The organism is Blautia sp. MCC283 (assembly GCF_018785565.1).
Classification (GTDB): Bacteria; Bacillota; Clostridia; order Lachnospirales; family Lachnospiraceae; genus Blautia_A.
Genome location: NZ_WQQB01000024.1, coordinates 149,261 through 170,165, shown reverse-complemented (window position 1 = coordinate 170,165; position 20,905 = coordinate 149,261). Strand labels below are relative to the sequence as shown.

The 20,905-nt window shown below is 44.9% G+C and carries 18 protein-coding genes; 17 read left to right on the top strand and 1 reads right to left on the bottom strand.

What is annotated here, in order from left to right:
- Window positions 1-47 precede the first annotated feature (47 nt).
- From GPK81_RS07980 to GPK81_RS07965, 4 genes are all read left to right on the top strand, one after another.
- Window positions 48-665, top strand: coding sequence for a DUF4867 family protein (locus GPK81_RS07980; RefSeq protein ID WP_021976768.1), 618 nt, complete (start codon window positions 48-50; stop codon window positions 663-665).
- 119 nt (window positions 666-784) lie between these two features.
- On the top strand, window positions 785-2,269 hold the full coding sequence (locus tag GPK81_RS07975; protein WP_118062038.1) for an L-fucose/L-arabinose isomerase family protein: 1,485 nt from the start codon (window positions 785-787) through the stop codon (window positions 2,267-2,269).
- 149 nt (window positions 2,270-2,418) lie between these two features.
- Entirely contained in the window at window positions 2,419-3,876 is a 1,458-nt protein-coding gene (xylB, locus tag GPK81_RS07970) for a xylulokinase (protein WP_215706841.1), read from the top strand.
- 3 nt (window positions 3,877-3,879) lie between these two features.
- Window positions 3,880-4,701: a Cof-type HAD-IIB family hydrolase gene (locus tag GPK81_RS07965; protein ID WP_215706840.1), complete on the top strand. Its 822-nt coding sequence runs from the start codon at window positions 3,880-3,882 to the stop codon at window positions 4,699-4,701.
- A gap of 79 nt (window positions 4,702-4,780) precedes the next feature.
- Here GPK81_RS07965 and GPK81_RS07960 read toward each other — a convergent pair whose 3' ends face one another.
- Complete coding sequence (locus GPK81_RS07960) at window positions 4,781-5,671, bottom strand: AraC family transcriptional regulator (RefSeq protein ID WP_215706839.1); 891 nt, start codon at window positions 5,669-5,671, stop codon at window positions 4,781-4,783.
- Window positions 5,672-5,994: 323 nt separating this feature from the next.
- Here GPK81_RS07960 and GPK81_RS07955 point away from each other — a divergent pair, with 323 nt between their 5' ends.
- From GPK81_RS07955 to glpK, 13 genes are all read left to right on the top strand, one after another.
- Window positions 5,995-7,239 carry a galactokinase gene (locus tag GPK81_RS07955; RefSeq protein ID WP_021976763.1) on the top strand — a complete coding sequence of 415 codons (1,245 nt, stop codon included), beginning with the start codon at window positions 5,995-5,997 and terminating at the stop codon, window positions 7,237-7,239.
- 170 nt (window positions 7,240-7,409) lie between these two features.
- Window positions 7,410-7,874, top strand: a complete 465-nt coding sequence (locus GPK81_RS07950; RefSeq protein ID WP_021976762.1) for a DUF1700 domain-containing protein — start codon at window positions 7,410-7,412, stop codon at window positions 7,872-7,874.
- 635 nt (window positions 7,875-8,509) lie between these two features.
- Window positions 8,510-9,376 (top strand): carbohydrate ABC transporter permease, encoded by an 867-nt coding sequence (locus GPK81_RS07945; RefSeq protein ID WP_252196627.1) that lies wholly within the window; start codon window positions 8,510-8,512, stop codon window positions 9,374-9,376.
- Entirely contained in the window at window positions 9,376-10,194 is an 819-nt protein-coding gene (locus GPK81_RS07940) for a carbohydrate ABC transporter permease (RefSeq protein ID WP_021651865.1), read from the top strand. The genes GPK81_RS07945 and GPK81_RS07940 overlap by 1 nt, the downstream gene beginning before the upstream one ends.
- Window positions 10,195-10,283: 89 nt before the next feature.
- A complete protein-coding gene (locus GPK81_RS07935) occupies window positions 10,284-11,606 on the top strand; it encodes an ABC transporter substrate-binding protein (protein ID WP_174087578.1) in 1,323 nt (440 codons plus the stop codon).
- Between the two features lie 285 nt (window positions 11,607-11,891).
- Entirely contained in the window at window positions 11,892-12,608 is a 717-nt protein-coding gene (locus tag GPK81_RS07930) for an MgtC/SapB family protein (RefSeq protein ID WP_015527451.1), read from the top strand.
- Between the two features lie 457 nt (window positions 12,609-13,065).
- Complete coding sequence (locus GPK81_RS07925; RefSeq protein ID WP_174087577.1) at window positions 13,066-14,523, top strand: NAD(P)/FAD-dependent oxidoreductase; 1,458 nt, start codon at window positions 13,066-13,068, stop codon at window positions 14,521-14,523.
- Window positions 14,524-14,530: 7 nt separating this feature from the next.
- Window positions 14,531-15,817, top strand: a complete 1,287-nt coding sequence (locus tag GPK81_RS07920; protein WP_119248200.1) for an NAD(P)/FAD-dependent oxidoreductase — start codon at window positions 14,531-14,533, stop codon at window positions 15,815-15,817.
- A 5-nt stretch (window positions 15,818-15,822) separates the two neighbouring features.
- Window positions 15,823-16,194, top strand: a complete 372-nt coding sequence (locus GPK81_RS07915) for a DUF1667 domain-containing protein (RefSeq protein WP_021976756.1) — start codon at window positions 15,823-15,825, stop codon at window positions 16,192-16,194.
- A gap of 298 nt (window positions 16,195-16,492) precedes the next feature.
- A complete protein-coding gene (locus GPK81_RS07910; RefSeq protein WP_021976755.1) occupies window positions 16,493-17,224 on the top strand; it encodes a glycerophosphodiester phosphodiesterase in 732 nt (243 codons plus the stop codon).
- Window positions 17,225-17,365: 141 nt separating this feature from the next.
- Window positions 17,366-18,484: an Ldh family oxidoreductase gene (locus tag GPK81_RS07905; protein ID WP_021976754.1), complete on the top strand. Its 1,119-nt coding sequence runs from the start codon at window positions 17,366-17,368 to the stop codon at window positions 18,482-18,484.
- A 172-nt stretch (window positions 18,485-18,656) separates the two neighbouring features.
- Window positions 18,657-19,232: a glycerol-3-phosphate responsive antiterminator gene (locus tag GPK81_RS07900; protein WP_177291232.1), complete on the top strand. Its 576-nt coding sequence runs from the start codon at window positions 18,657-18,659 to the stop codon at window positions 19,230-19,232.
- A gap of 51 nt (window positions 19,233-19,283) precedes the next feature.
- Entirely contained in the window at window positions 19,284-20,783 is a 1,500-nt protein-coding gene (gene glpK, locus GPK81_RS07895; RefSeq protein WP_215706838.1) for a glycerol kinase GlpK, read from the top strand.
- Window positions 20,784-20,905: the final 122 nt, after the last annotated feature.

Here is a 20,905-nt window from a genome sequence, read left to right as displayed (position 1 = left end):
TTTTTCAGTTCAAAACGAAACAGTAACTCTATAAGGAGGCTAAAAACGTGAAAATTCAGAAAGTAACAGATCCGGCTTTCCGTAAATATGGAAAAGTTCTGGAAGGATACAATTTCAGTGCGCTTCTGAAAGAAATGAAACACACACCGGTTCCGGAAGATGTGGTATATGTTCCGTCTGTGGAGGAACTGGAAGCTCTTGAGGTGGAGAAGGATCTCAGAAACAGAGCTTTTGGAGGCTTACCTGTCGAGATCGGATACTGCAACGGTCATAACAAAAAACTGAATGCTGTAGAGTATCACCGAAATTCCGAGATCAATGTGGCAGTGACAGATCTGGTGCTTCTTATCGGACATCAGCAGGATGTGGAACCGGATTTTACATATGATACCTCTAAGATCGAGGCATTTCTTGTACCGGCAGGAACCGGGATCGAAGTTTACGCCACAACGCTTCATTATGCACCATGTCATGTAAATGAGAGTGGATTTCAGTGTGTAGTTGTTCTTCCAAGAGGAACCAACACAGAGATTGATTTCCCGATGCCAAAAGACGGCGAGGACGGTCTGATGACAGCCAAGAATAAATGGCTCATCGCTCATGAAGATGCGAAGATCGAGGGTGCGTTCAATGGCCTGAAAGGTGAGAATATCACCATCGACTGAAGATCCCTCAGGAAAATGCAGTGCAGCGGATATGGATTGAAAATATCTGCCCGATATAAAAATGCTCAATGATATTGCCGGTGGAGATCTGCCGGATATAAAAAAGGAGAATGAAGATTATGAACAACATGCCAGAAGTTAAAGTCGGAATCGTTGCAGTCAGCAGAGATTGTTTCCCGGAAAGCCTTTCCGTAAACAGAAGAAAAGCTCTTGTAGATGCTTACACAAAGAAATACGATGCAAAAGATATCTATGAGTGTCCGGTCTGTATCGTAGAGAGTGAGATCCATATGGTCCAGGCTCTTGAAGATATCAAAAAAGCAGGATGTAATGCACTTTGCGTATATCTTGGAAACTTCGGACCGGAGATTTCCGAGACACTTCTTGCAAAACATTTCGAAGGACCGAAGATGTTCATCGCAGCAGCAGAGGAAACACAGGATAATCTTTGCCAGGGACGTGGAGATGCTTACTGCGGTATGCTGAACGCAAGCTACAACCTGCAGCTTCGTAACGTAAAAGCATATATTCCGGAGTATCCGGTAGGTGATGCAGAGGACTGTGCAGATATGATCCACGATTTCCTTCCGATCGCAAGAGCTATCGAGGGATTAAGCAACCTGAAGATCATCAGCTTCGGACCACGTCCTACAAACTTCCTTGCATGCAACGCACCGATCAAACAGCTTTATAATCTTGGAGTTGAGATTGAAGAGAACTCTGAACTGGATCTTTTTGAGGCGTTCAATAATCATGCAGGGGATGAGAGAATCCCTGAGATCGTAAAAGAGATGGAAGAAGAGCTTGGTGCAGGAAACAAGAAACCGGAGATCCTTCCGAAACTTGCACAGTATGAACTGACTCTGAAAGACTGGGTAAGAGATCACAAAGGATATCGTAAATATGTAACACTGACAGGAAAATGCTGGCCGGCATTCCAGACACAGTTCGGATTTGTTCCATGTTATGTAAATAGCCGCCTGACAGCACAGGGCATTCCGGTATCCTGTGAGGTTGATATCTACGGAACCTTAAGTGAGTTCATCGGACAGGTTGTAAGTGATGATATTGTTACACTCCTTGATATCAACAACTCCGTACCGAAGGATATGTACAAAGAGTCCATCGAAGGAAAATTTGACTATACACTTCAGGATACTTTCATGGGATTCCACTGTGGAAATACCGCATCCAGCAAGCTTGCTTTCTGTGAGATGAAATATCAGATGATCATGGCAAGATCTCTTCCGATCGAGGTTACAAACGGAACACTTGAGGGAGATATCAAACCAGGAGATATCACATTCTATCGTCTGCAGAGCACTGCGGATAACAAGCTTCGTGCTTATATCGCACATGGAGAGGTTCTTCCTGTTGCAACACGTTCCTTTGGAGCAATCGGAGTATTTGCAATTCCGGAGATGGGACGTTTCTACCGTCACGTGCTGATCGAGGGAGGCTTCCCGCATCACGGCGCAGTAGCATTCGGACATCATGGAAAAGCTCTCTTCGAAGTATTCAAATATATTGGTGTACCGGTTGAGGAAATCGGTTATAATCAGCCGGCAGGTGTAAGATATCCTACAGAGAATCCATGGAAATAATTCAGTAAAACATAAAATTAACCAAATCAAGTAGCGAAGTGGATTGCGAATATCCGCTTGACTATAATTCGGAAACCGCGAACTCTCAGGCGTGCAGACGCTGCGAACTGAGAGTCGCGGTTTCTGTATTTACAGGAGGAAAAATTACTATGTATTATATTGGCGTTGATCTTGGAACTTCAGCTGTAAAACTTCTTCTTATGGAAGAATCCGGAAAGATCTGCAACATCGTATCCAAAGAATATCCACTGTTTTTTCCACATCCGGGCTGGTCTGAGCAGAATCCGGAAGACTGGTTCACGGAGAGTATGGAAGGAATCAAAGAGCTTACAGAGGGAATTGACCGCAGGGAAGTAGCTGGAATCGGTTTTGGCGGTCAGATGCATGGTCTGGTAACTCTGGACAAAGACGACAACGTGATCCGCCCGGCGATCCTCTGGAACGACGGCCGTACCGGTGAGGAAACAGAATATCTGAATACTGTGATCGGAAAAGATAAACTTTCCCAGTACACTGCAAACATCGCTTTTGCAGGATTTACTGTACCGAAGATCCTCTGGATGCAGAAAAATGAGCCTGAGAATTTCAAAAAAGTTGTAAAGATCATGCTTCCAAAAGATTATCTTGCATATCGTTTAAGCGGATCTTTCTGCACAGATGTATCGGATGCTTCCGGTATGCTTCTTCTGGATGTGAAAAACCGCTGCTGGTCAAAAGAAATGCTTGAGATCTGCCATATCACAGAGGAACAGCTTCCGAAGCTGTATGAAAGTTGGCAGGTAGTTGGCACTCTGAAACCGGAAGTGGCAAAAGAGCTTGGTTTCTCTGAAGATGTGAAAGTCGTAGCTGGTGCGGGCGACAATGCAGCAGCTGCTGTCGGAACAGGAACTGTTGGTAACGGACAGTGTAATATTTCCCTTGGAACATCCGGCACGATCTTTATTTCCAGCAAAGAGTTCGGTGTGGATGAGAATAATGCCCTTCATTCTTTTGATCATGCAGATGGAAGTTATCATCTTATGGGATGCATGTTAAGCGCTGCTTCCTGTAACAAATGGTGGTCTGAGGAGATCCTCAAGACGAAGGATTTCGTGGCAGAACAGGCACCGATCCAGAAGCTTGGCGAGAATCAGGTATTCTTCCTTCCATACCTCATGGGAGAAAGATCTCCGCATAACAACCCGGATGCAAGAGGCGTATTCTTCGGAATGTCCATGGATACCACAAGAGCAGATATGACACAGGCGGTTCTGGAAGGTGTTGCATTTGGCCTTCGTGATTCCCTTGAGGTAGCGAGAAGCCTTGGTATCAACATTGAACGGACCAAGATCTGTGGCGGCGGAGCCAAGAGTCCTCTCTGGAAAAAGATCATTGCCAATGTAATGGATCTGAAAGTGGATGTACCTGAGAACGAGGAAGGCCCGTCCATGGGTGGTGCAATGCTGGCGGCCGTAGGATGCGGGGCATATCCGGATGTGGAAACCATCTGCAAAAAAATGGTAAAAGTTGTAGATACTGTAGAACCGGATCCGGAACTGGTTGCGAAATATGAAGAGAAATATCAGAAATTCCGTAAACTTTATCCAACTATGAAAGAGCTGTTTTGATTTATGGCTGTGAAACTGATCGCAAGCGATCTGGATGGAACTCTTCTACGAAATGACAAGTCGATATCAGAGGAAACAGGTAAGGCACTGGAGAAGGCCAGAGAAGCAGGGATATATTTTGTTCCGTCCACCGGGCGTGCCCTGGAGGCTGTTCCCGTGGAAGTGATGGCACTTCCGGGAGTGGAATATGTGATCACTTCCAATGGCGCTGCCGTGTATTCGGGTTCCGGAGGGACCAGGATCTATGAAAGTCTGGTTCCGGCAGAAGCAGTAGATGCGCTTCTTGAGATTTCCATGCCTGAGAATATGACAATTGAAGTGTTCGTGAAGGGAATTCCGTATACAGCATCCGATCATGTGAAAGATCCCGCCAGATACGGAGCCACCGCGTTTGGCATCGGTTATGTGAAAAAAACGCGCCATCCTGTGGAAAACATCCGGAAATTTGTGAAAGAAAACAGAGAACATGTGGACAGTTTTGATTTTGTATGTGGAGATCCACAGGCTTTAGACACCGTGAAAAAGGAAGTCCGGGAAAAGATTCCGGGAGTTTATGTGACTTCATCCGTTTCCCATCTTCTTGAGATCGGAAATGCGGAGGCCGGTAAAGGAAAAACACTGCTGAAGCTTCTGAAACTTCTGGAGATTTCCCCGGAAGAAGCGATGGCGTTTGGAGATGCGGACAATGACCTGGATATGATCCGGTCTGTAAAGTATGGGATCGCAATGAAGAATGCAACGGAACATCTGAAAGAGGCTGCGTACCATATAACGGACAGTAATGAAGAGGATGGCGTTGCCAAAGAGATATACAGAATGATATAAGAACTGGAAAAAGATGCTGCTTTGACGGATATGGTATAAAAGCAGCATCTTTTTTGTGCTTTGTGAAGGCGAGCGGGGATCAGCGCAGCTGTTTTTTTCTGTATTGTCTTGGAGTACATCCTTTGATCTTTGTAAATACTTTGGTGTAATAATTAGAGTCCGAAAAACCGGACAGTAATCCGGCTTCCGTTATGGAACAGGAAGAATCTTCCAGGTATTCCAGGCTGCGTTCAATGCGATATTCCTGAATGTATCCGAAAAGAGTAATATTCATACACTTTTTGAAAAGCCGGCTGCACTCGCTGGGGCTCAGGTGGATGAGTTCCGCAATATCCTCCAGCTGGATCTTTTCGGAATAGTGTTCTGCAATATAGGACATGATGCGGCGGATGCGGCGGTAATTTTCTTCATCCTGTCCGGAAGGGGCGGAAGCCTGGGACAGTGTTTTGGCGCACAGAAGCTTCCAGAAGTGCTGCAGTCGGGCAATGATCTCAAATTCATACATCGGTTTTCGCTGGCTGTCAAGGGCAATGATCTGCCGGATATCTTCCACGGCATCCTGATGCCATTTCATGGAAAGATCCAGAGGAACTGCAGAGAGAGAAAAACTCCGCAGGATCGGTTCTGTGTATTTCTGGAAGAGGATACTTCCGGGGAAACCATAGATCAGTTTGGGATCAAAGGTGACAGGGATATACTGACAGTCCTGATTATGGTACATGTAACCGGCGTGAAGGGCGTTGGCATTGCCGAAAAGCACCTGCCCCTCTTTCAGGTGAAAGGTGTTCTGATTGACTTTATAAAGCATTTCGCCTTTATGGATATAAGTAAGTTCGATCTCCGGATGCCAGTGCCAGAGAAAGGAGCCGGTTTCGTAACCGGAAAGCCGTTCGTAGCTTACCAGAAACGGAAAAGCGCTGTCACCGTGCTTCTTCAGTTCTTTTCCCGCGTTATTTGTGATGATCTGCATAGATGTGGCCTCCTTTCATAAAAATGCCGGGATCCGGTCAGTCCCCCGTTGGGATAACGAGATCTGTCGGGGTATATTTTAACAGAAAGGGAAAAAGAAAGCCAGTATCTTGCAGACCACAAAATAATACGGTTTTTACACAAAATCTTTATGGACAGAAGTGACAGGGCTGTTATAATAAAGGTACAGAAAACGTGACGGGACAGATCACCGGAAATCAGGGGCGAAGGCTCTGGCGGCGGCCGGATATACGAAAACCGTGCAGCAGGAAGAACAATACCAGAAAAAGCCCGGATCAACATGAAAAACAGGAGGATACGAAAATGGGAACGATCAAAATTCCAGCAGCAGAAGTGCTGAAAAAAATCTATGGTGAGACAGAGGAGAGCAGTGCTCGTTATACAAACCTTGCAGTGAATTTCGAGAAGAAATATCATCACGACAAGGCTGAGTTTTTTACTGCTCCGGGACGTACAGAGATCATTGGCAACCATGTTGACCATAACGGCGGACAGATCATTGCCGCAAGTATTGATCTGGATACTATCGGTGCAGCTTATCCAAACGGAACTAATGTGATCCATATGATCAGTGAAGGTTACAGACAGGAAGTAGTTGTAGACCTTGACAAACTCAGCACAGAAACTTATACAAAAGGTACCGATGCTCTTGTCGCAGGTATCATGGAATATATGAAGAAGAAAGGCTATGCGACAGGTGGTTTTGATGCTTATGTTTCCACAAAGGTTATTGCAGCTGCCGGTGTAAGCTCTTCTGCATCTTTTGAGATGCTGGTATGCGCAATTACCAACTACTTCTTCAACGAAGGAAAACTGGAGTACGGCGAGTATGCGAGGGCCGGCCAGTATGCGGAGAATGTTTACTGGAAAAAAGCTTCCGGTCTGATGGATCAGATGGCATGCGCTGCCGGCGGCCCGATTCTGCTGGATTTCTCTGATAAGGAGAATATCAGCTGCGAGAAGATCGCCTTTTCCTTTGAGGATATGGGATGCAGACTTGTGATCGTAAATACCGGAAAGGGTCATGCAGATCTCAGTGAGGAGTATTCTTCTATTCCTATGGAGATGCGAGAGGCTGCAAAGGCTATGGGTGTGGAGCTTCTCTGCGAGTCCAATATGGAGAATCTTCTTGCTCATGTTAAAGATATCCCGAATGACCGTGCGGTTCTTCGTGCGATGCATTTTTATGAAGAGAACAGACGTGTTGCAGATGCAGTGAAGGCTGTTGAGAATAAAGATGGTGAGGGATTCCTTCGTCTCCTTGAGGAGTCTGGCAATTCTTCCTGGGAGTGGCTGCAGAACTGTTATTCCCTGCAGAACTGTAAGGAACAGAAGATCACACTCAGCCTGGCGCTTACCAAGCTGTTCCTGAATAAGATCGGAGCAGGTATCTGCAGAGTTCATGGCGGTGGTTTTGCAGGTGTTATCATGTGTGTCCTTCCAATTGAGAATGCAGAGGAATATGTGGAGTATATGGCACAGTATGTAGGACGTGAGAATGTTTATCCTATGAATATCAGAAGCACTGGAGCCGTTCACGTTGAGTAACTTGTGATAAATATCGGAAGATCTGCTGAATTTATAAAAAGTCCGGAGTTTGCGGCTTTTGCCGCTGAAACATCCGGACTTTTTTAATAAAAATTTTATGGTTTGTTTCTGATTTGATTTTGCCAGTCATGATATAATGGGGAAAATAAAAGAGAGGTTTGATCATATATATGAGCAGAAGAGAATTTCTGGAGATTTTGAGAAGTCAGCTGTCCGGTCAGATGTCACAGGGAAAAGCTGCGGCACATGTGCGTTATTATGAGGATTATATCCAGTCTCAGGTCCATAATGGACGGAGCGAGGAGGAGGTACTTGCAGAACTTGGCGATCCAAGGCTGATCGCAAGGACTCTTATTGATACCGATGACGGAACAGAGGTTTATGATGAGTCCGGGTATACAGAAGAAAGTTATGGAGCAGATGATTATGCAGACAGCAGTGCCGGAAGTACGACCGGCAGGACAAGAAGTTACAAACTGGATCTCAGTACCTGGTATGGAAAAGCAATTGTGATCGCAGTTGCTGTAGTGATCGTGATACTTTTGACAACAGTTTTGGTAGCTGTTGCACCTTTTTTGATAACTTTTGGTGTCATTCTGTACCTGATCTCATGGTTCAGAAAAAGAAAAGCGTAGATACCGGATGATCCGCATAAAATCCGAAAATATTGAAAAGGCCTGTTTGTTAAAAAAATATTTATTGAAAATGACATAAAAAATGCAGATAAACTCTTGAAATATAGTGAAAATTACGGTATAATGCATCACAACAAGTAAAGAGAGTGTCTGAAATGTATAAAACAGACAGTGCCATTGAGAAGAGAGAACGGCAGAAGGAATACATCGAAAGATGTGTTATTTCTGTCGCTTTTTTTATTGGCTTTTGAGAAGAAGGTGATCGTATCAGATTGCCTTGTTAAAGCGCTTGCTATTGTGCAAAATATATAAAATGATGCACTATACAATGAAAATAATTATCAAAAGTTAATGAAAAAATATTGAAAAAATCAAATTTAACTGTTGATTATATGTAAAACATGTGTTATCATTTGGTTAAAAGTTGGTAAATATAACAATACATGAATGCAGAGGAGGGTAGCAGGAGGGCATTTTGATATGATACATTGGGGTAAAGCCCGGAAGATATAACGGAAGTATTTTCCGGCAGGATGTGTAAAGGGCAACGTGATCAGAACTGTTGCAGATATGGGGGACCGTAATAACAGGACTGATCAGAAGTACACAAATTTATGAAAAGCAGGTGATATACAATGAAAAGTAAGAAATCTTTTTTCAGGACAGTAGAGCCATATCTCTATCTGATTCCTGTAATGATCCTTTTTATACTGTTTGTATTCTGGCCGTTTGTTAAGACGATTCAGTTAAGTTTTGCCAGAACCACACCTCTTGGTCAGGTGGCACAGTATGTAGGGCTAGACAACTATACGAATATTTTTACAGATGGAACGTTCCTTAACAGTTTGGTGACAACACTGAAATTCTCTGTTATGCGAGTTATCCTTTCTATTGTGCTCGGTTTTATACTGGCGATCATCAGTACAGAGAAGATCAGGGCAAAGGGATTTTTCCGTACTGTATATGCACTTCCAATGGCTATTTCCGCAGCAGCGGCATCTGTAGTGTTCATGTTCATTTTCCACAGTTCTCTTGGTATCCTGAACAAGGCTCTTGGAACTCATATCGGATGGCTGACAGATAAGAGATATGCACTGATCGCGGTAACGATCGTTAGTGTATGGATGGCGATCGGTATGAACTTCATTTACCTTACCGCAGCGATCCAGAGTGTACCGTCTGAACTTTATGAGAGCGTTGCACTGGATGGTGCGAACTTCTTCCAGAAGCACCGCCATGTAACGATCCCGTCAATCTCTCCGACACTGTTCTTCCTTCTTATCATCAATGTTATCAACTCCGTACAGGCATACGCAGAGTTTAAGATGATGACGCAGGGCGGACCGGCAGAGAGTACCAACGTTATCGTGTATGAGATTTACCAGGAGGCATTTATCAACAGCCGTTTCGGTGTGGCCTGTGCAGAATCCGTAGTTCTGTTCGTTATTTTGATTATCCTGACTGCACTGCAGTTTAGACTGGAAAAGAAGGTGACCTACTGATGAAAGAAAAACCATATGTAAAAGTGGCGATGTATGCGCTGAATATAATTTTTGCGATTATTATTATCGTTCCTGTTATCTACTGTTTCAATGTTAGTATGATGGATCTGAAAGAGATCTATGGTGGAAAGTTCTGGCCGTCTCATCTGACCATCGAGAACTACACAAGAGCATTCCAGCTGGCACCGTTCTTTACTTTCATTAAGAACTCGCTGATCGTATCCGGTGTCATCACATTTGCTCAGGTTGTTACAGGCGCTCTTGCAGCCTATGCTTTCGCTATGATGGAGTTCAAGGGCAAAAAAGTCCTGTTCTATATCATGCTGGCAACCATGATGATCCCGAGCCAGGCGATCATCATCGCAAACTACCTGACAATCGCTGACTGGGGTATCCGTAATACATACGCAGCTCTGATCCTTCCGAATGCAGCGGCAGCTTTTGCGGTATTTAACATGCGTCAGGCATTCCTGACACTGCCGAAGGAGATCCATGAGGCAGCTGAAATTGATGGATGTACAAACTTTAAATTCTTATATACCATCGGTGTTCCACTTATCAAACCATCACTTGGTGCTCTGATCATTTATGTATTCCTTCAGAGCTGGAACTACTATCTGTGGCCACTGCTTGTAACAGACAGTGTAAATATGAGAACTGTTCAGATCGGTCTTGGTATGCTCCAGGGTGCTGAGGCAACAGACTTCCGACCGGTTATGGCTGGTGCCATGGTCATCCTGATTCCTTCAATCCTTGTATTCATCATTGGTCAGAAACAGATGATTAGTGGTCTGACAGCTGGTGCCGTTAAGGGTTGATCCAATTACATAAGAGCAAGTAGTAAAAACGTTAATTTATCCGGACTGTATTGGGGCAGGCCGGACCAATATAAAAGGAGGGTTTCTATATGAAAAACAAAAAATGGATGGCGATTCTTTTAGGAGGAATCATGGCAGCATCTCTCGCAGCTCCGTGCTCAGTAAGTGCAGCTGACAAAACTACCATCACATTCTGGCATGCAATGGGTGGTACAAACGGTGAAGTGCTTCAGCAGATCGTAGATGATTTCAACGCATCTCAGGATGAGATTGAAATTAAAGCTGAGTATCAGGGAACTTATGATGACACCATCACAAAACTGAAAGCAGCTATGCAGAGTGATTCTGGTCTTCCGGATGTCTGCCAGATGTATGATGTTGGAACAAAATTCATGTATGACAGTGGTTCTGTCATCCCGGTAGAGGACAAATTCGAATCCACAGGTTATGACAAGAGTTCCGTTATGGACGTTATCAGCAGCTACTATACTGTAGATGGCAAACAGTATGCAATGCCATTCAACGTATCCACACCTATGCTGTATTATAACAAAGATGTATTTGAAGCAGCAGGTCTTGATCCTGAGACACCGCCAACAACTTACGATGAGGTTCTTGAAGACTCCAAGAAAATCGTAGAGAGCGGAGCAGCTCCGGTTGGTTATTCACAGGCTATTTACGGATGGTTTTTTGAACAGCAGCTTGCAGGACTTGGCTTAACATATGGAAATAATGACAATGGACGTACAGAGGCAGTTACAGCTGTTGATTTTGACTCCAACGGTGGTGGCCTGAAAGTATTTGACATGTGGAAAAAACTGTATGATTCCGGATATTTTGAAGATTACGGAACAACAACAGCAGATACCCAGACAGCATTCTTCTCCGGACAGGTTGGCATGATCATCGAGTCTACCGCTATCCTGAAAAATGCAGTTGATTCTTCTCCGTTCGAAGTTGGTACAGGATATCTTCCGAGAATCGAGAAGAATGATGAAGGCGGCGTTATCATCGGTGGTGGTTCTCTGTGGCTTACAGATACAGGAAACGAAGCAAATGAAGATGCAGCTTGGAAATTCATCGAGTACATCACAACTCCGGATGTACAGGCTAAATGGTCCATGGGTACAGGATACTTTGCGATCAACGAGAAAGCTTATGAGACAGATGATATGAAAGCTTACCTCAAAGAGAACCCGAACTTTGAGACAGCTATCAACCAGCTGAAAGATTCTCCTGTAAATGCAAATACAGCAGGTGTTCTCTCCGGTGTACAGACAGAAGCCCGTCTTACATTTAATGAGCTTATGCCTCAGGTATACGAAGGCAAGATCACAACACAGGAAGGTGTTGATCAGCTTGCAGCTTCTGTAAACAAAGCAATCGAGAACTATAACGAATCTATTAAATGATCAGAATGCCCTCTGATCAGTAGATAGAGCAACAGATAGGGATACCGCCGCCGGGCGCCGGTATCCCTGCTGTTTTACATGCTGTGAGACTACGGGGAATATATCCGGGGCACAGGGTCATATGAAAAACTGCGTAGTGAGACGGACGGAGCGAGTCCGGCTGACTAGACAGCTTTCAGGTGGAGGTAGTGCGGCCTGTGCGCTCGTGCAGGGCAAAATGGAAGGATGCGCGATTGGCGTTATCACCGGCAGAAAATAATGTTACAACAGGAAAGGAGCAAATTTATGGGCGGAATTCTCGGAGCATGTAATGCAATATCGGATTATTTGCACACTTTAAATATGGGATCGACGCTGTTTCGGCTGATTCTTGCGATGTTTCTTGGATGTCTGATCGGTATTGACCGTGGAATGAAGAAGCGTGTGGCAGGTGTAAAAACACATATGATCGTCTGTATGGGGGCAACTCTGGTTATGATGACGGGCGATTTTATCCATGTATATTCTAATGGGGCAGGAATCGGAGATACTGCACGACTTGGCGCACAGGTTGTCAGCGGAATCGGTTTTCTCGGAGTAGGAACCATCATCGTGACCGGACAGAGACATGTATCCGGTCTTACGACAGCAGCCAGTCTTTGGACCTCCGCGTGCATCGGACTTGCTGTGGGGATCGGCTTTTACAGCGGTGCGATCTTTACCACGCTGGGGCTTATTCTGGTGTTCAAATATGCGAAATATATAGAGGTTTATGTGGAAGAGCATTCCAATACTTATGACGTATATATGGAGTTTGAAAATGAAGATAAGATGAGTATGGTCATAAAGAAGCTTCGGGAAGAGGACATCCTGATTTCCAACGTAGTTATCATCAAAAAGAGATCCAAAACACAGAGTGTGGTGATCCAGGCAACAATGGAGGCTGCCAAATGGAAAGCACGCCATACTGTATTTCGTGAGGTAAGACAGCAGGAAGGAGTTATTTCTGTGGAGGAAATATGATCGGGAATACAATGAAATTTATCAGGCTTTTGGTGAAGTTAAGAGCATGTTAAAGAAAAAACGATGTATTTTACGAAAAATGCACTTGAAATATGAAGAATAGTCTGATACAATGAATACAAAGTGAAGAAGGAATCTGATTCAGCTTGCTGAATACAGAGAATGCCATTGAGAACAGAGACCGGCATGAAGACACATGGATAAGTGTGTTTTTATGCCGGCTATTTTTATGCACAAATGTTAATGTTTCAAAAGGATTACAAGGGTTACAAGGGTTACGGCATAAAAATAATGGCATATTCGCTTGAAAGATTGCTGTTCGTAAGCAGTACTCCTCGCAGAATATTTACCTGCGGACGGCAATGCTTGTGTTGCAACGGATATTCTGCTGTTTCCGGCGCAGAGAAAGCCGGGGACAGTTCAGAAGATCCGCAAACAGGAAAGGAGAAACAGATCTATGTATGATGTGATCATTATCGGAGCAGGAGTTTCCGGAGCGGCAGCGGCGAGAGAGCTTTCAAGATATCGGCTGAAAATCTGCGTTCTGGAGCGAGAAGAGGATGTATGCTGTGGAACTTCCAAAGCAAACAGCGGAATCGCTCATTCCGGTTATGATGCAGAACCGGGAAGCCTTATGGCGGAACTGAATGTGAAGGGCAGCAATATGATGGGACAGCTTTCGAAGGAACTGGATTTTCCTTTTAAACAGACTGGTTCGCTGACTGTCTGTACAACTGAGAATGGAATTGCCATGCTGCATAAGCTGCGTGAAAGAGGACTGAAAAACGGAGTAGAGGGACTGAGGATCCTTGACAGAGAAGAGGCACTTGCCATGGAGCCGAATCTGTCTGATCAGGTGCTGGCAGCACTGTATGCACCGACAGCCGGAATTGTCTGTCCCTTTGAGCTGAACATTGCAATGGCAGAGAACGCATATAACAATGGCGTGGAATTTAAATTTGACACAGAAGTAAAGAACATCCGAAAACAGGAAAATGGTTTTGTTGTGGAAACCTCAAAGGGTGATTTTGAGACAGGCTGTATCGTCAATGCTGCCGGTGTCTATGCGGATGTTTTTCATAATATGGTAAGTGAGAAAAAACTGCATATCACTCCTCGTAAGGGTGAGTATATGCTTCTTGATAAAAGTGCAGGAACACATGTGAATCATACGATCTTTGCGCTTCCAAATAAGAACGGAAAAGGAGTTCTGGTAACACAGACTGTTCACGGTAATCTTCTGATCGGGCCTACAGCTACGGATCTGGAGGATCGGGAGGAAACAGCGACTACATCAGAGGGAATGGAGGAAGTAAGTGCCAAATCCCGGAAAACAGTAAAGGATATTCCACTGCGGAAGGTGATCACAAGCTTTGCAGGACTCCGTGCTATCGAGGACGGTATGGATTTTGTGATCGAAGAGGTGGAGGATGCACCCGGATTTATCGATTGTGCAGGGATCGCATCACCGGGACTTACCAGCTCACCGGCCATTGGCTGTATGGTTGCTGATATCGTAAAAGAAAAATTACATCCGGAAGTAAATCCGGATTTTGATCCGGTGAGAAAAGGGATCCTGGATCCGTCAGAGCTTTCTCTGGAAGAAAGAAATGAGCTGATCAAAAGATCTCCGGAATATGGAAATATCATCTGCAGATGTGAGATGATCTCTGAGGGAGAGATCCTGGATGCGATCCGAAGACCTCTTGGAGCGAAATCCCTGGATGGAGTAAAACGTCGTACAAGAGCAGGAATGGGAAGATGTCAGTCAGGTTTTTGCTCTCCCAGAACAATGGAGATCCTCAGCCGAGAGCTTGGCATTTCCATGGAGGAGATCACAAAAACAGGCGGAGATTCCAGACTGATCGAAGGAATCAACAAAAAAATTGCAGAGGAGGGCGAGAACCATGAATGATAAGATTATGGTGAAGAGAGATATCGTGATCATAGGCGGAGGCCCTGCAGGACTGGCAGCAGCCCTGGCTGCAAAGAAAGAGGGAGCAGAGAGTATCCTGATCCTGGAACGTGATAAGGAACTGGGCGGGATCCTGAATCAGTGTATCCATAATGGATTTGGCCTTCATACATTTCAGGAGGAGCTGACAGGACCGGAATATGCGGCACGTTTTATCCGGATGGTAAAAGAGCGGCAGATCGAGTACCGGCTGAACACCATGGTCATGGATATCAGCCAGGATAAGGTGATCACTGCCATGAGCCGCCAGGAGGGAATGTATCAGATCCAGGCAAAAGCTGTGATCCTTGCCATGGGCTGCAGAGAGAGACCGCGAGGTGCACTGAACATTCCGGGATATCGACCGGCAGGCATTTATTCAGCAGGAACAGCACAGCGCCTTGTAAACATGGAAGGATTTATGCCGGGAAAAAAAGTAGTGATCCTGGGATCCGGTGATATCGGACTGATCATGGCCAGACGTATGACGCTGGAAGGCGCAGAGGTTAAGGCAGTGGCAGAGCTGATGCCATATTCCGGAGGCCTGAAGCGAAATATTGTGCAGTGCCTGGATGACTTTGGAATCCCGTTGAAGCTTAGTCATACAGTGGTTGACATAAAAGGAAAAGAGCGCGTGGAAGGAATCACTCTTGCAGAGGTAGATGAAAACAGACGCCCGATTCCCGGTACAGAGGAATTTTTTGAATGCGATACGCTTCTTCTTTCTGTTGGTCTGATCCCGGAGAATGAGCTTTCCGGACAGGCAGGTGTGAAGCTGAGCAATGTGACTTCCGGACCGGTGGTAAACGAAAGTCTGGAGACAAATGTAGAAGGTATTTTTGCCTGCGGAAATGTTCTTCATGTTCATGATCTGGTGGATTTTGTTTCGGAGGAAGCTGGCAATGCAGGAAGAAATGCGGCTCTCTATGTAAACAACAATGGAGAGGACAAAATACCGGAAGAGATAAAGATCACGCTTTCGCCCCAAAACGGAGTCCGCTATACAGTGCCGTCTGAGATCCGTATCGGTCACATGGCGGAGGAGCAGCTGGTCCGCTTCCGTGTGGGAAATGTATATAAAAATTGTTACATCCGTGCATATCTGGATGGAGAACGGATCTTTTCCAGAAAAAAACAGGTGGCAGCACCCGGAGAGATGGAACAGATCAAATTGAAAAAAGAGCAGCTTCTTTCCATTCTGGAAGGAAAACAGAAACAGGATAAACATGAACTTGTGATCCAGGTGGAGGAGTGATGAAAATGGAAAAAAGGAATCTTACTTGTATCGGATGTCCTATGGGATGCGCCCTTCTGGTGGAAATGGATGGAAAAGAAATCATTTCCGTCACAGGAAATACCTGTAAAAAAGGTGCGGAATATGCAGTGAAGGAAGTGACAGATCCGACCAGGATCGTGACAACGACCGTTCGTGTGAAGAATGGAAGCATGCCGGTGGTGTCAGTAAAGACAGCACAGGATATTCCGAAAGGAAAGATTTTTGACTGTGTGGAAGCGCTGCGGGATGTATGTGTGGAAGCGCCGGTTCAGATCGGGGACGTGATCCTGGAGAATGTAGCAGGCACAGGCGTGGATATCGTGGCTACAGGAAATGTGAAGCAGATCATACAGTGATCTGCAAAGGATATATATGGCAAACTGTATGCTTATAATATGTCAGCCCTCCGGCAGACAAAGCGAATAAAATAAACCTGAAAAGGCTTTTTTATCGCTTTGTTTGTCATGAAATAAAATATACAAAATGCACAAAAAATATTAGTGCTTAAAAGAATAATTAATTAAAAAATAACAAAAAAATATATAAAAACCGATAAAAAATGTTGAAAATAAATAAACACTATGATATAATCAGAAATATGAATTAGCAAAAATGCTCACAACGATGTAATGCATTGAATGGAGGATGATTAGAATGAAAGTATTTGGACATCGTGGTTTCAGCGGAGAATATCCGGAGAATACAATGCTGGCGTTTCAGAAGGCTGTGGAGGCTGGTTGCGAGGGGATCGAGCTTGATGTACAGCTGACCAAGGATCTGGTTCCGGTGATCATGCACGATGAGAAGGTTGACCGTACCACAGATGGAAACGGGTATATCTATGATCTTACATATGCTGAGCTGTGTAAACTGGATTGCAGTTATCCGGATAAGTTTGCCGGAAAATTCGGCAGACTTCAGATTCCGACTCTGAGAGAGTATTTGGAGTGGATGGCAGAGGAGGAAGATCTGATCACAAACATCGAGCTGAAGAACAGTGTTTATTATTATGGTGGTATGGAAGAGAAGGTCATTGATATGATCTGCGAATATGGTCTGGAGGATCGGATCATTCTTTCCTCTTTCAATAACGCATCCATTGTATTGTGCAGACAGAGTGATGAGACTATTGCAGGAGGCTTTCTGGTAGAGAAATATGTGGATAATGCAGGGGTTTATGCAAGAACCTGTGATGTGCAGTATTATCATCCGAATCTGGAATATCTGAAGGAAGAACATGTACGCAGCTGTTCCCAGAACGGGATAGGGGTGAATGTCTGGACTGTAAACGAGGAAGAGGATATGAGAAGGATGAAGAAATGGGGAGTAAACTCCATCATCACCAATTATCCGGACAGAGGAAGAGCAGTGGCAGATGAGGATTGACACTGCGATGTAAAGACGCTTTCTGTGAGGCACATACAGGAGGCAGGCTAAATTTGAAATCTCCGGCAGGAGGGGGTCCTGCTGCAGATCTATATAAGTAAAATAAAAAAACTATAATAATGTATATGGAGGATTTTTACAATGGAGAAAGAAACAAGACCTTTTATTCCTTGGCAGCTCGCAGATGATTTTATGACAGCTGTATTTGAGAAAGTAGGAGTTCCGGAAGCAGACGCAAGACTTTGCTCTGATGTACTTCTTGAGAGTGACAGACGTGGAATTGAGAGCCATGGCTGCAACCGTTTCAAACCGATCTACATTGATCGTATCAAAGCTGGAATCTTAAATCCGGTAACAAAGATTGATATCATCAAAGAGACACCAACAACTGCAGTTATTGATGCCAACGATGGTATGGGAATGGTAGCCAGCAAGAAAGCTATGGATATGTGTATCGAGAAAGCACATAAGTATGGCATGGGTATGGTTGCAGTTCGTAACTCTTCTCATTATGGAATCGCAGGATACTGGACAGGTCTCGCAACAAAAGAGAACATGATCGGTATCAGTGGTACAAACGCAAGACCGTCCGTTGCACCTACTTTTGGTGTTGAGAATATGCTCGGAACAAACCCGCTGACATTCAGCATGCCTACAGATGAGCCATTCCCGTTCATGCTGGACTGTGCAACATCTGTTATCCAGAACGGCAAGATCGAATACTACGCACGTATCGGACACGATACTCCTAAAGGTCTTGTTATCTCCAGAGAGGGTGAGGAGCTTACAGACAGTGTAGAGATCCTTAAGAAGATCCGCAGCAAACAGGCTGCACTTGCTCCACTCGGCGGATTTGGCGAGACAAACGGAGGATATAAAGGATACGGATACTCCACAGTTGTTGAGATCCTTTCCGCAGCACTTCAGTCCGGTATCTTCTTAAGAGCACTGGAAGGAAAGAATGAGGATGGAAGCATCCGTCCATATCATCTTGGACACTTCTTCATCGCGATCGATACAGAAGCATTCATGGGCGCTGAAGCATTCAAGAAAACATGCGGCGATATCTTAAGAGACCTGAGAGGATCTGAGAAAGCTCCTGGACAGGAACGTATCTACACCGCAGGTGAGAAAGAGTACGATGTATGGATGTATCGTAAAGATAAGGGAGTTCCGGTAACAGAGGCAGTTCAGAAAGAGTTTATCGGACTTCGTGATGAATTCGGACTTACACAGTTCAAATTCCCATTTGAAAAATAATATTGCTGAGTCAGGCAAGTCGTTAAGACTTGCCTGATTTTGGTGAAAATATCGACATATCTTACAAATCTGTCTGGCCTTTGCAGTGAGAAACTGGTACAATAGAAGTAATATCTTCGGATAACATAAGAAGATATAACGATATTGTGCGAATATTGCGGAGGGTAAATAGATGAACAGGGAATTTCTGGATGCGATCGAGGCTAATCCGATCATAGCGGCAGTGAAGGACGAACAGGGCCTTGCAAACTGCCTGCGTAGAGAAGAACTTACGGTAATTTTTATTCTGTATGGAGATATCCGTTCCATCGGAAATATTGTGGAGCGAATTCATCAGGCAGGCAAAATCGCCATGGTACATATTGATCTTGTAACCGGATTAAGTTCAAAAGAGGTTTCTGTCGATTATATTTGTGAGGATGTTCATGCAGATGGAATTATTTCCACAAAAGCATCAATGATCAACAGGGCAAAAAAGCTCGGGATGTATACCGTCCTGCGCTTTTTTCTCATTGATTCCATGGCGATTAAAAATATTGAAAATCTGGGAAATCAGCATGAGCAGCTGCCGGATGTGGTGGAAGTGCTGCCCGGTCTGATGCCGAAGATTCTCAAGAAAATATGTAAAACGAGCAGAGTACCAGTGATTGCAGGGGGACTGATCTCTGATAAAGAGGACGTAATGGGAGCGCTGGGGGCGGGGGCCGCGGCGGTTTCCACTACGAATCAGGAGGTATGGGAGCTTTAAAGCTGCATAGATACAGCTATGCGGTTAAGGAATGTATTGGAGGATTTTTATATGGCGAAATATGTTATGGCGCTGGATTCCGGAACAACCAGCAACCGTTGTATTCTTTTCGACGAAAACGGAAAGATCCGCAGCGTGGCACAGAAAGAGTTTATACAGCATTTTCCGAAACCTGGCTGGGTAGAACATGACGCAGGTGAAATCTGGTCTACACAGCTGTCTGTTGCAAGAGAGGCAATGAATCAGATCGAGGCAACTGCAGAGGATATTGCTGCGATCGGTATCACCAACCAGAGAGAGACAACGATCGTCTGGGATAAGAATACAGGACAGCCGGTATACCATGCCATTGTATGGCAGTGCAGAAGAACTTCAGAATACTGTGACAGTCTGAAGGCAAAGGGCCTTGAGGAGAAATTCCGTCAGAAAACAGGACTTGTTATTGATGCGTATTTTTCCGCAACCAAAGTGAAATGGATCCTGGATAATGTGGAAGGTGCACGTGAAAGGGCGGAGAAGGGAGAACTTCTCTTCGGTACCGTGGAAACCTGGCTGATCTGGAAACTGACCAAGGGTGCTGTCCATGTAACCGATTATTCCAATGCATCCAGAACCATGATGTTCAATATCAACACATTGGAGTGGGATGATGAAATTCTGGAGGAGCTTAATATTCCGAAGTGTATGCTTCCACAGGTAAAAGAGTCCAGCGAAATCTATGGGGAAACCGATCCATCCTTCTTTGGTGGAAGGATTCCGGTGGCCGGTGCAGCCGGTGACCAGCAGGCGGCATTGTTCGGACAGGCCTGCTTTGAGAAAGGGGAAACCAAGAATACATATGGAACCGGTGGTTTCCTTCTGATGAATGCAGGAGATAAACCGGTATTTTCAAACAACGGACTTGTCACCACTATCGGATGGGGCCTCAATGGAAAAGTTACCTACGTTCTGGAAGGATCCGTATTCGTTGCCGGTGCCGCAATCCAGTGGCTCCGTGATGAACTTCATCTGGTGGATTCCGCTTCAGATACGGAATATTTTGCGGGAAAAGTGCCGGATGCAAACGGATGTTATGTAGTGCCTGCATTTACGGGACTTGGAGCTCCTTACTGGGATCAGTATGCACGTGGTACAATTGTAGGACTGACCCGTGGTGTGAATAAATATCATATTATACGTGCAACTCTGGAATCTCTTGCATATCAGGTTAATGATGTGCTGGAAGTTATGAAAGCAGATGCCGGAAGTGATCTTGCAGTTCTCCGTGTAGACGGCGGAGCAAGTGCCAACAACCTTCTTCTGCAGATTCAGTCCAATATCAGCAATGTGGCTGTAGAACGTCCGGAATGTATTGAGACAACTGCTCTTGGTGCCGCATATCTTGCAGGTCTCTCTGTAGGATTCTGGGAAAGCAAGGAAGCAGTACTGGAAAGCCGCAGCGTGGAGCGTATTTTCCGTACAGAGATTGATGATGAGAAGCGCAGTGCGATGGTAAAAGGATGGAGAGCGGCAGTAGGCTGTTCCAGAGACTGGATTAAAAAAATCCAGTAAAAGATAAAAAAGAAAAGTCATGCAACGGGACGAAAATGAAAATGTCCTGTGCATGGCTTTTTGGCGCTTCCGGAACTGCTATGGGCAGACCGGCGTAGTATGTCGGTTGCGGAACTAATCCG

Coding starts and splice junctions, on each gene's coding strand:
- GPK81_RS07945 (WP_252196627.1), top strand. CDS start 8,510: ATGAAAAGTAAGAAATCTTTTTTCAGGACAGTAGAGCCATATCTCTAT.
- GPK81_RS07960 (WP_215706839.1), bottom strand. CDS start 5,671: ATGCAGATCATCACAAATAACGCGGGAAAAGAACTGAAGAAGCACGGT.
- GPK81_RS07925 (WP_174087577.1), top strand. CDS start 13,066: ATGTATGATGTGATCATTATCGGAGCAGGAGTTTCCGGAGCGGCAGCG.
- GPK81_RS07900 (WP_177291232.1), top strand. CDS start 18,657: ATGAACAGGGAATTTCTGGATGCGATCGAGGCTAATCCGATCATAGCG.
- GPK81_RS07930 (WP_015527451.1), top strand. CDS start 11,892: ATGGGCGGAATTCTCGGAGCATGTAATGCAATATCGGATTATTTGCAC.
- GPK81_RS07910 (WP_021976755.1), top strand. CDS start 16,493: ATGAAAGTATTTGGACATCGTGGTTTCAGCGGAGAATATCCGGAGAAT.
- GPK81_RS07915 (WP_021976756.1), top strand. CDS start 15,823: ATGGAAAAAAGGAATCTTACTTGTATCGGATGTCCTATGGGATGCGCC.
- GPK81_RS07920 (WP_119248200.1), top strand. CDS start 14,531: ATGGTGAAGAGAGATATCGTGATCATAGGCGGAGGCCCTGCAGGACTG.
- GPK81_RS07955 (WP_021976763.1), top strand. CDS start 5,995: ATGGGAACGATCAAAATTCCAGCAGCAGAAGTGCTGAAAAAAATCTAT.
- GPK81_RS07940 (WP_021651865.1), top strand. CDS start 9,376: ATGAAAGAAAAACCATATGTAAAAGTGGCGATGTATGCGCTGAATATA.
- GPK81_RS07975 (WP_118062038.1), top strand. CDS start 785: ATGAACAACATGCCAGAAGTTAAAGTCGGAATCGTTGCAGTCAGCAGA.
- GPK81_RS07905 (WP_021976754.1), top strand. CDS start 17,366: ATGGAGAAAGAAACAAGACCTTTTATTCCTTGGCAGCTCGCAGATGAT.
- GPK81_RS07950 (WP_021976762.1), top strand. CDS start 7,410: ATGAGCAGAAGAGAATTTCTGGAGATTTTGAGAAGTCAGCTGTCCGGT.
- GPK81_RS07935 (WP_174087578.1), top strand. CDS start 10,284: ATGAAAAACAAAAAATGGATGGCGATTCTTTTAGGAGGAATCATGGCA.
- xylB (WP_215706841.1), top strand. CDS start 2,419: ATGTATTATATTGGCGTTGATCTTGGAACTTCAGCTGTAAAACTTCTT.
- GPK81_RS07965 (WP_215706840.1), top strand. CDS start 3,880: ATGGCTGTGAAACTGATCGCAAGCGATCTGGATGGAACTCTTCTACGA.
- glpK (WP_215706838.1), top strand. CDS start 19,284: ATGGCGAAATATGTTATGGCGCTGGATTCCGGAACAACCAGCAACCGT.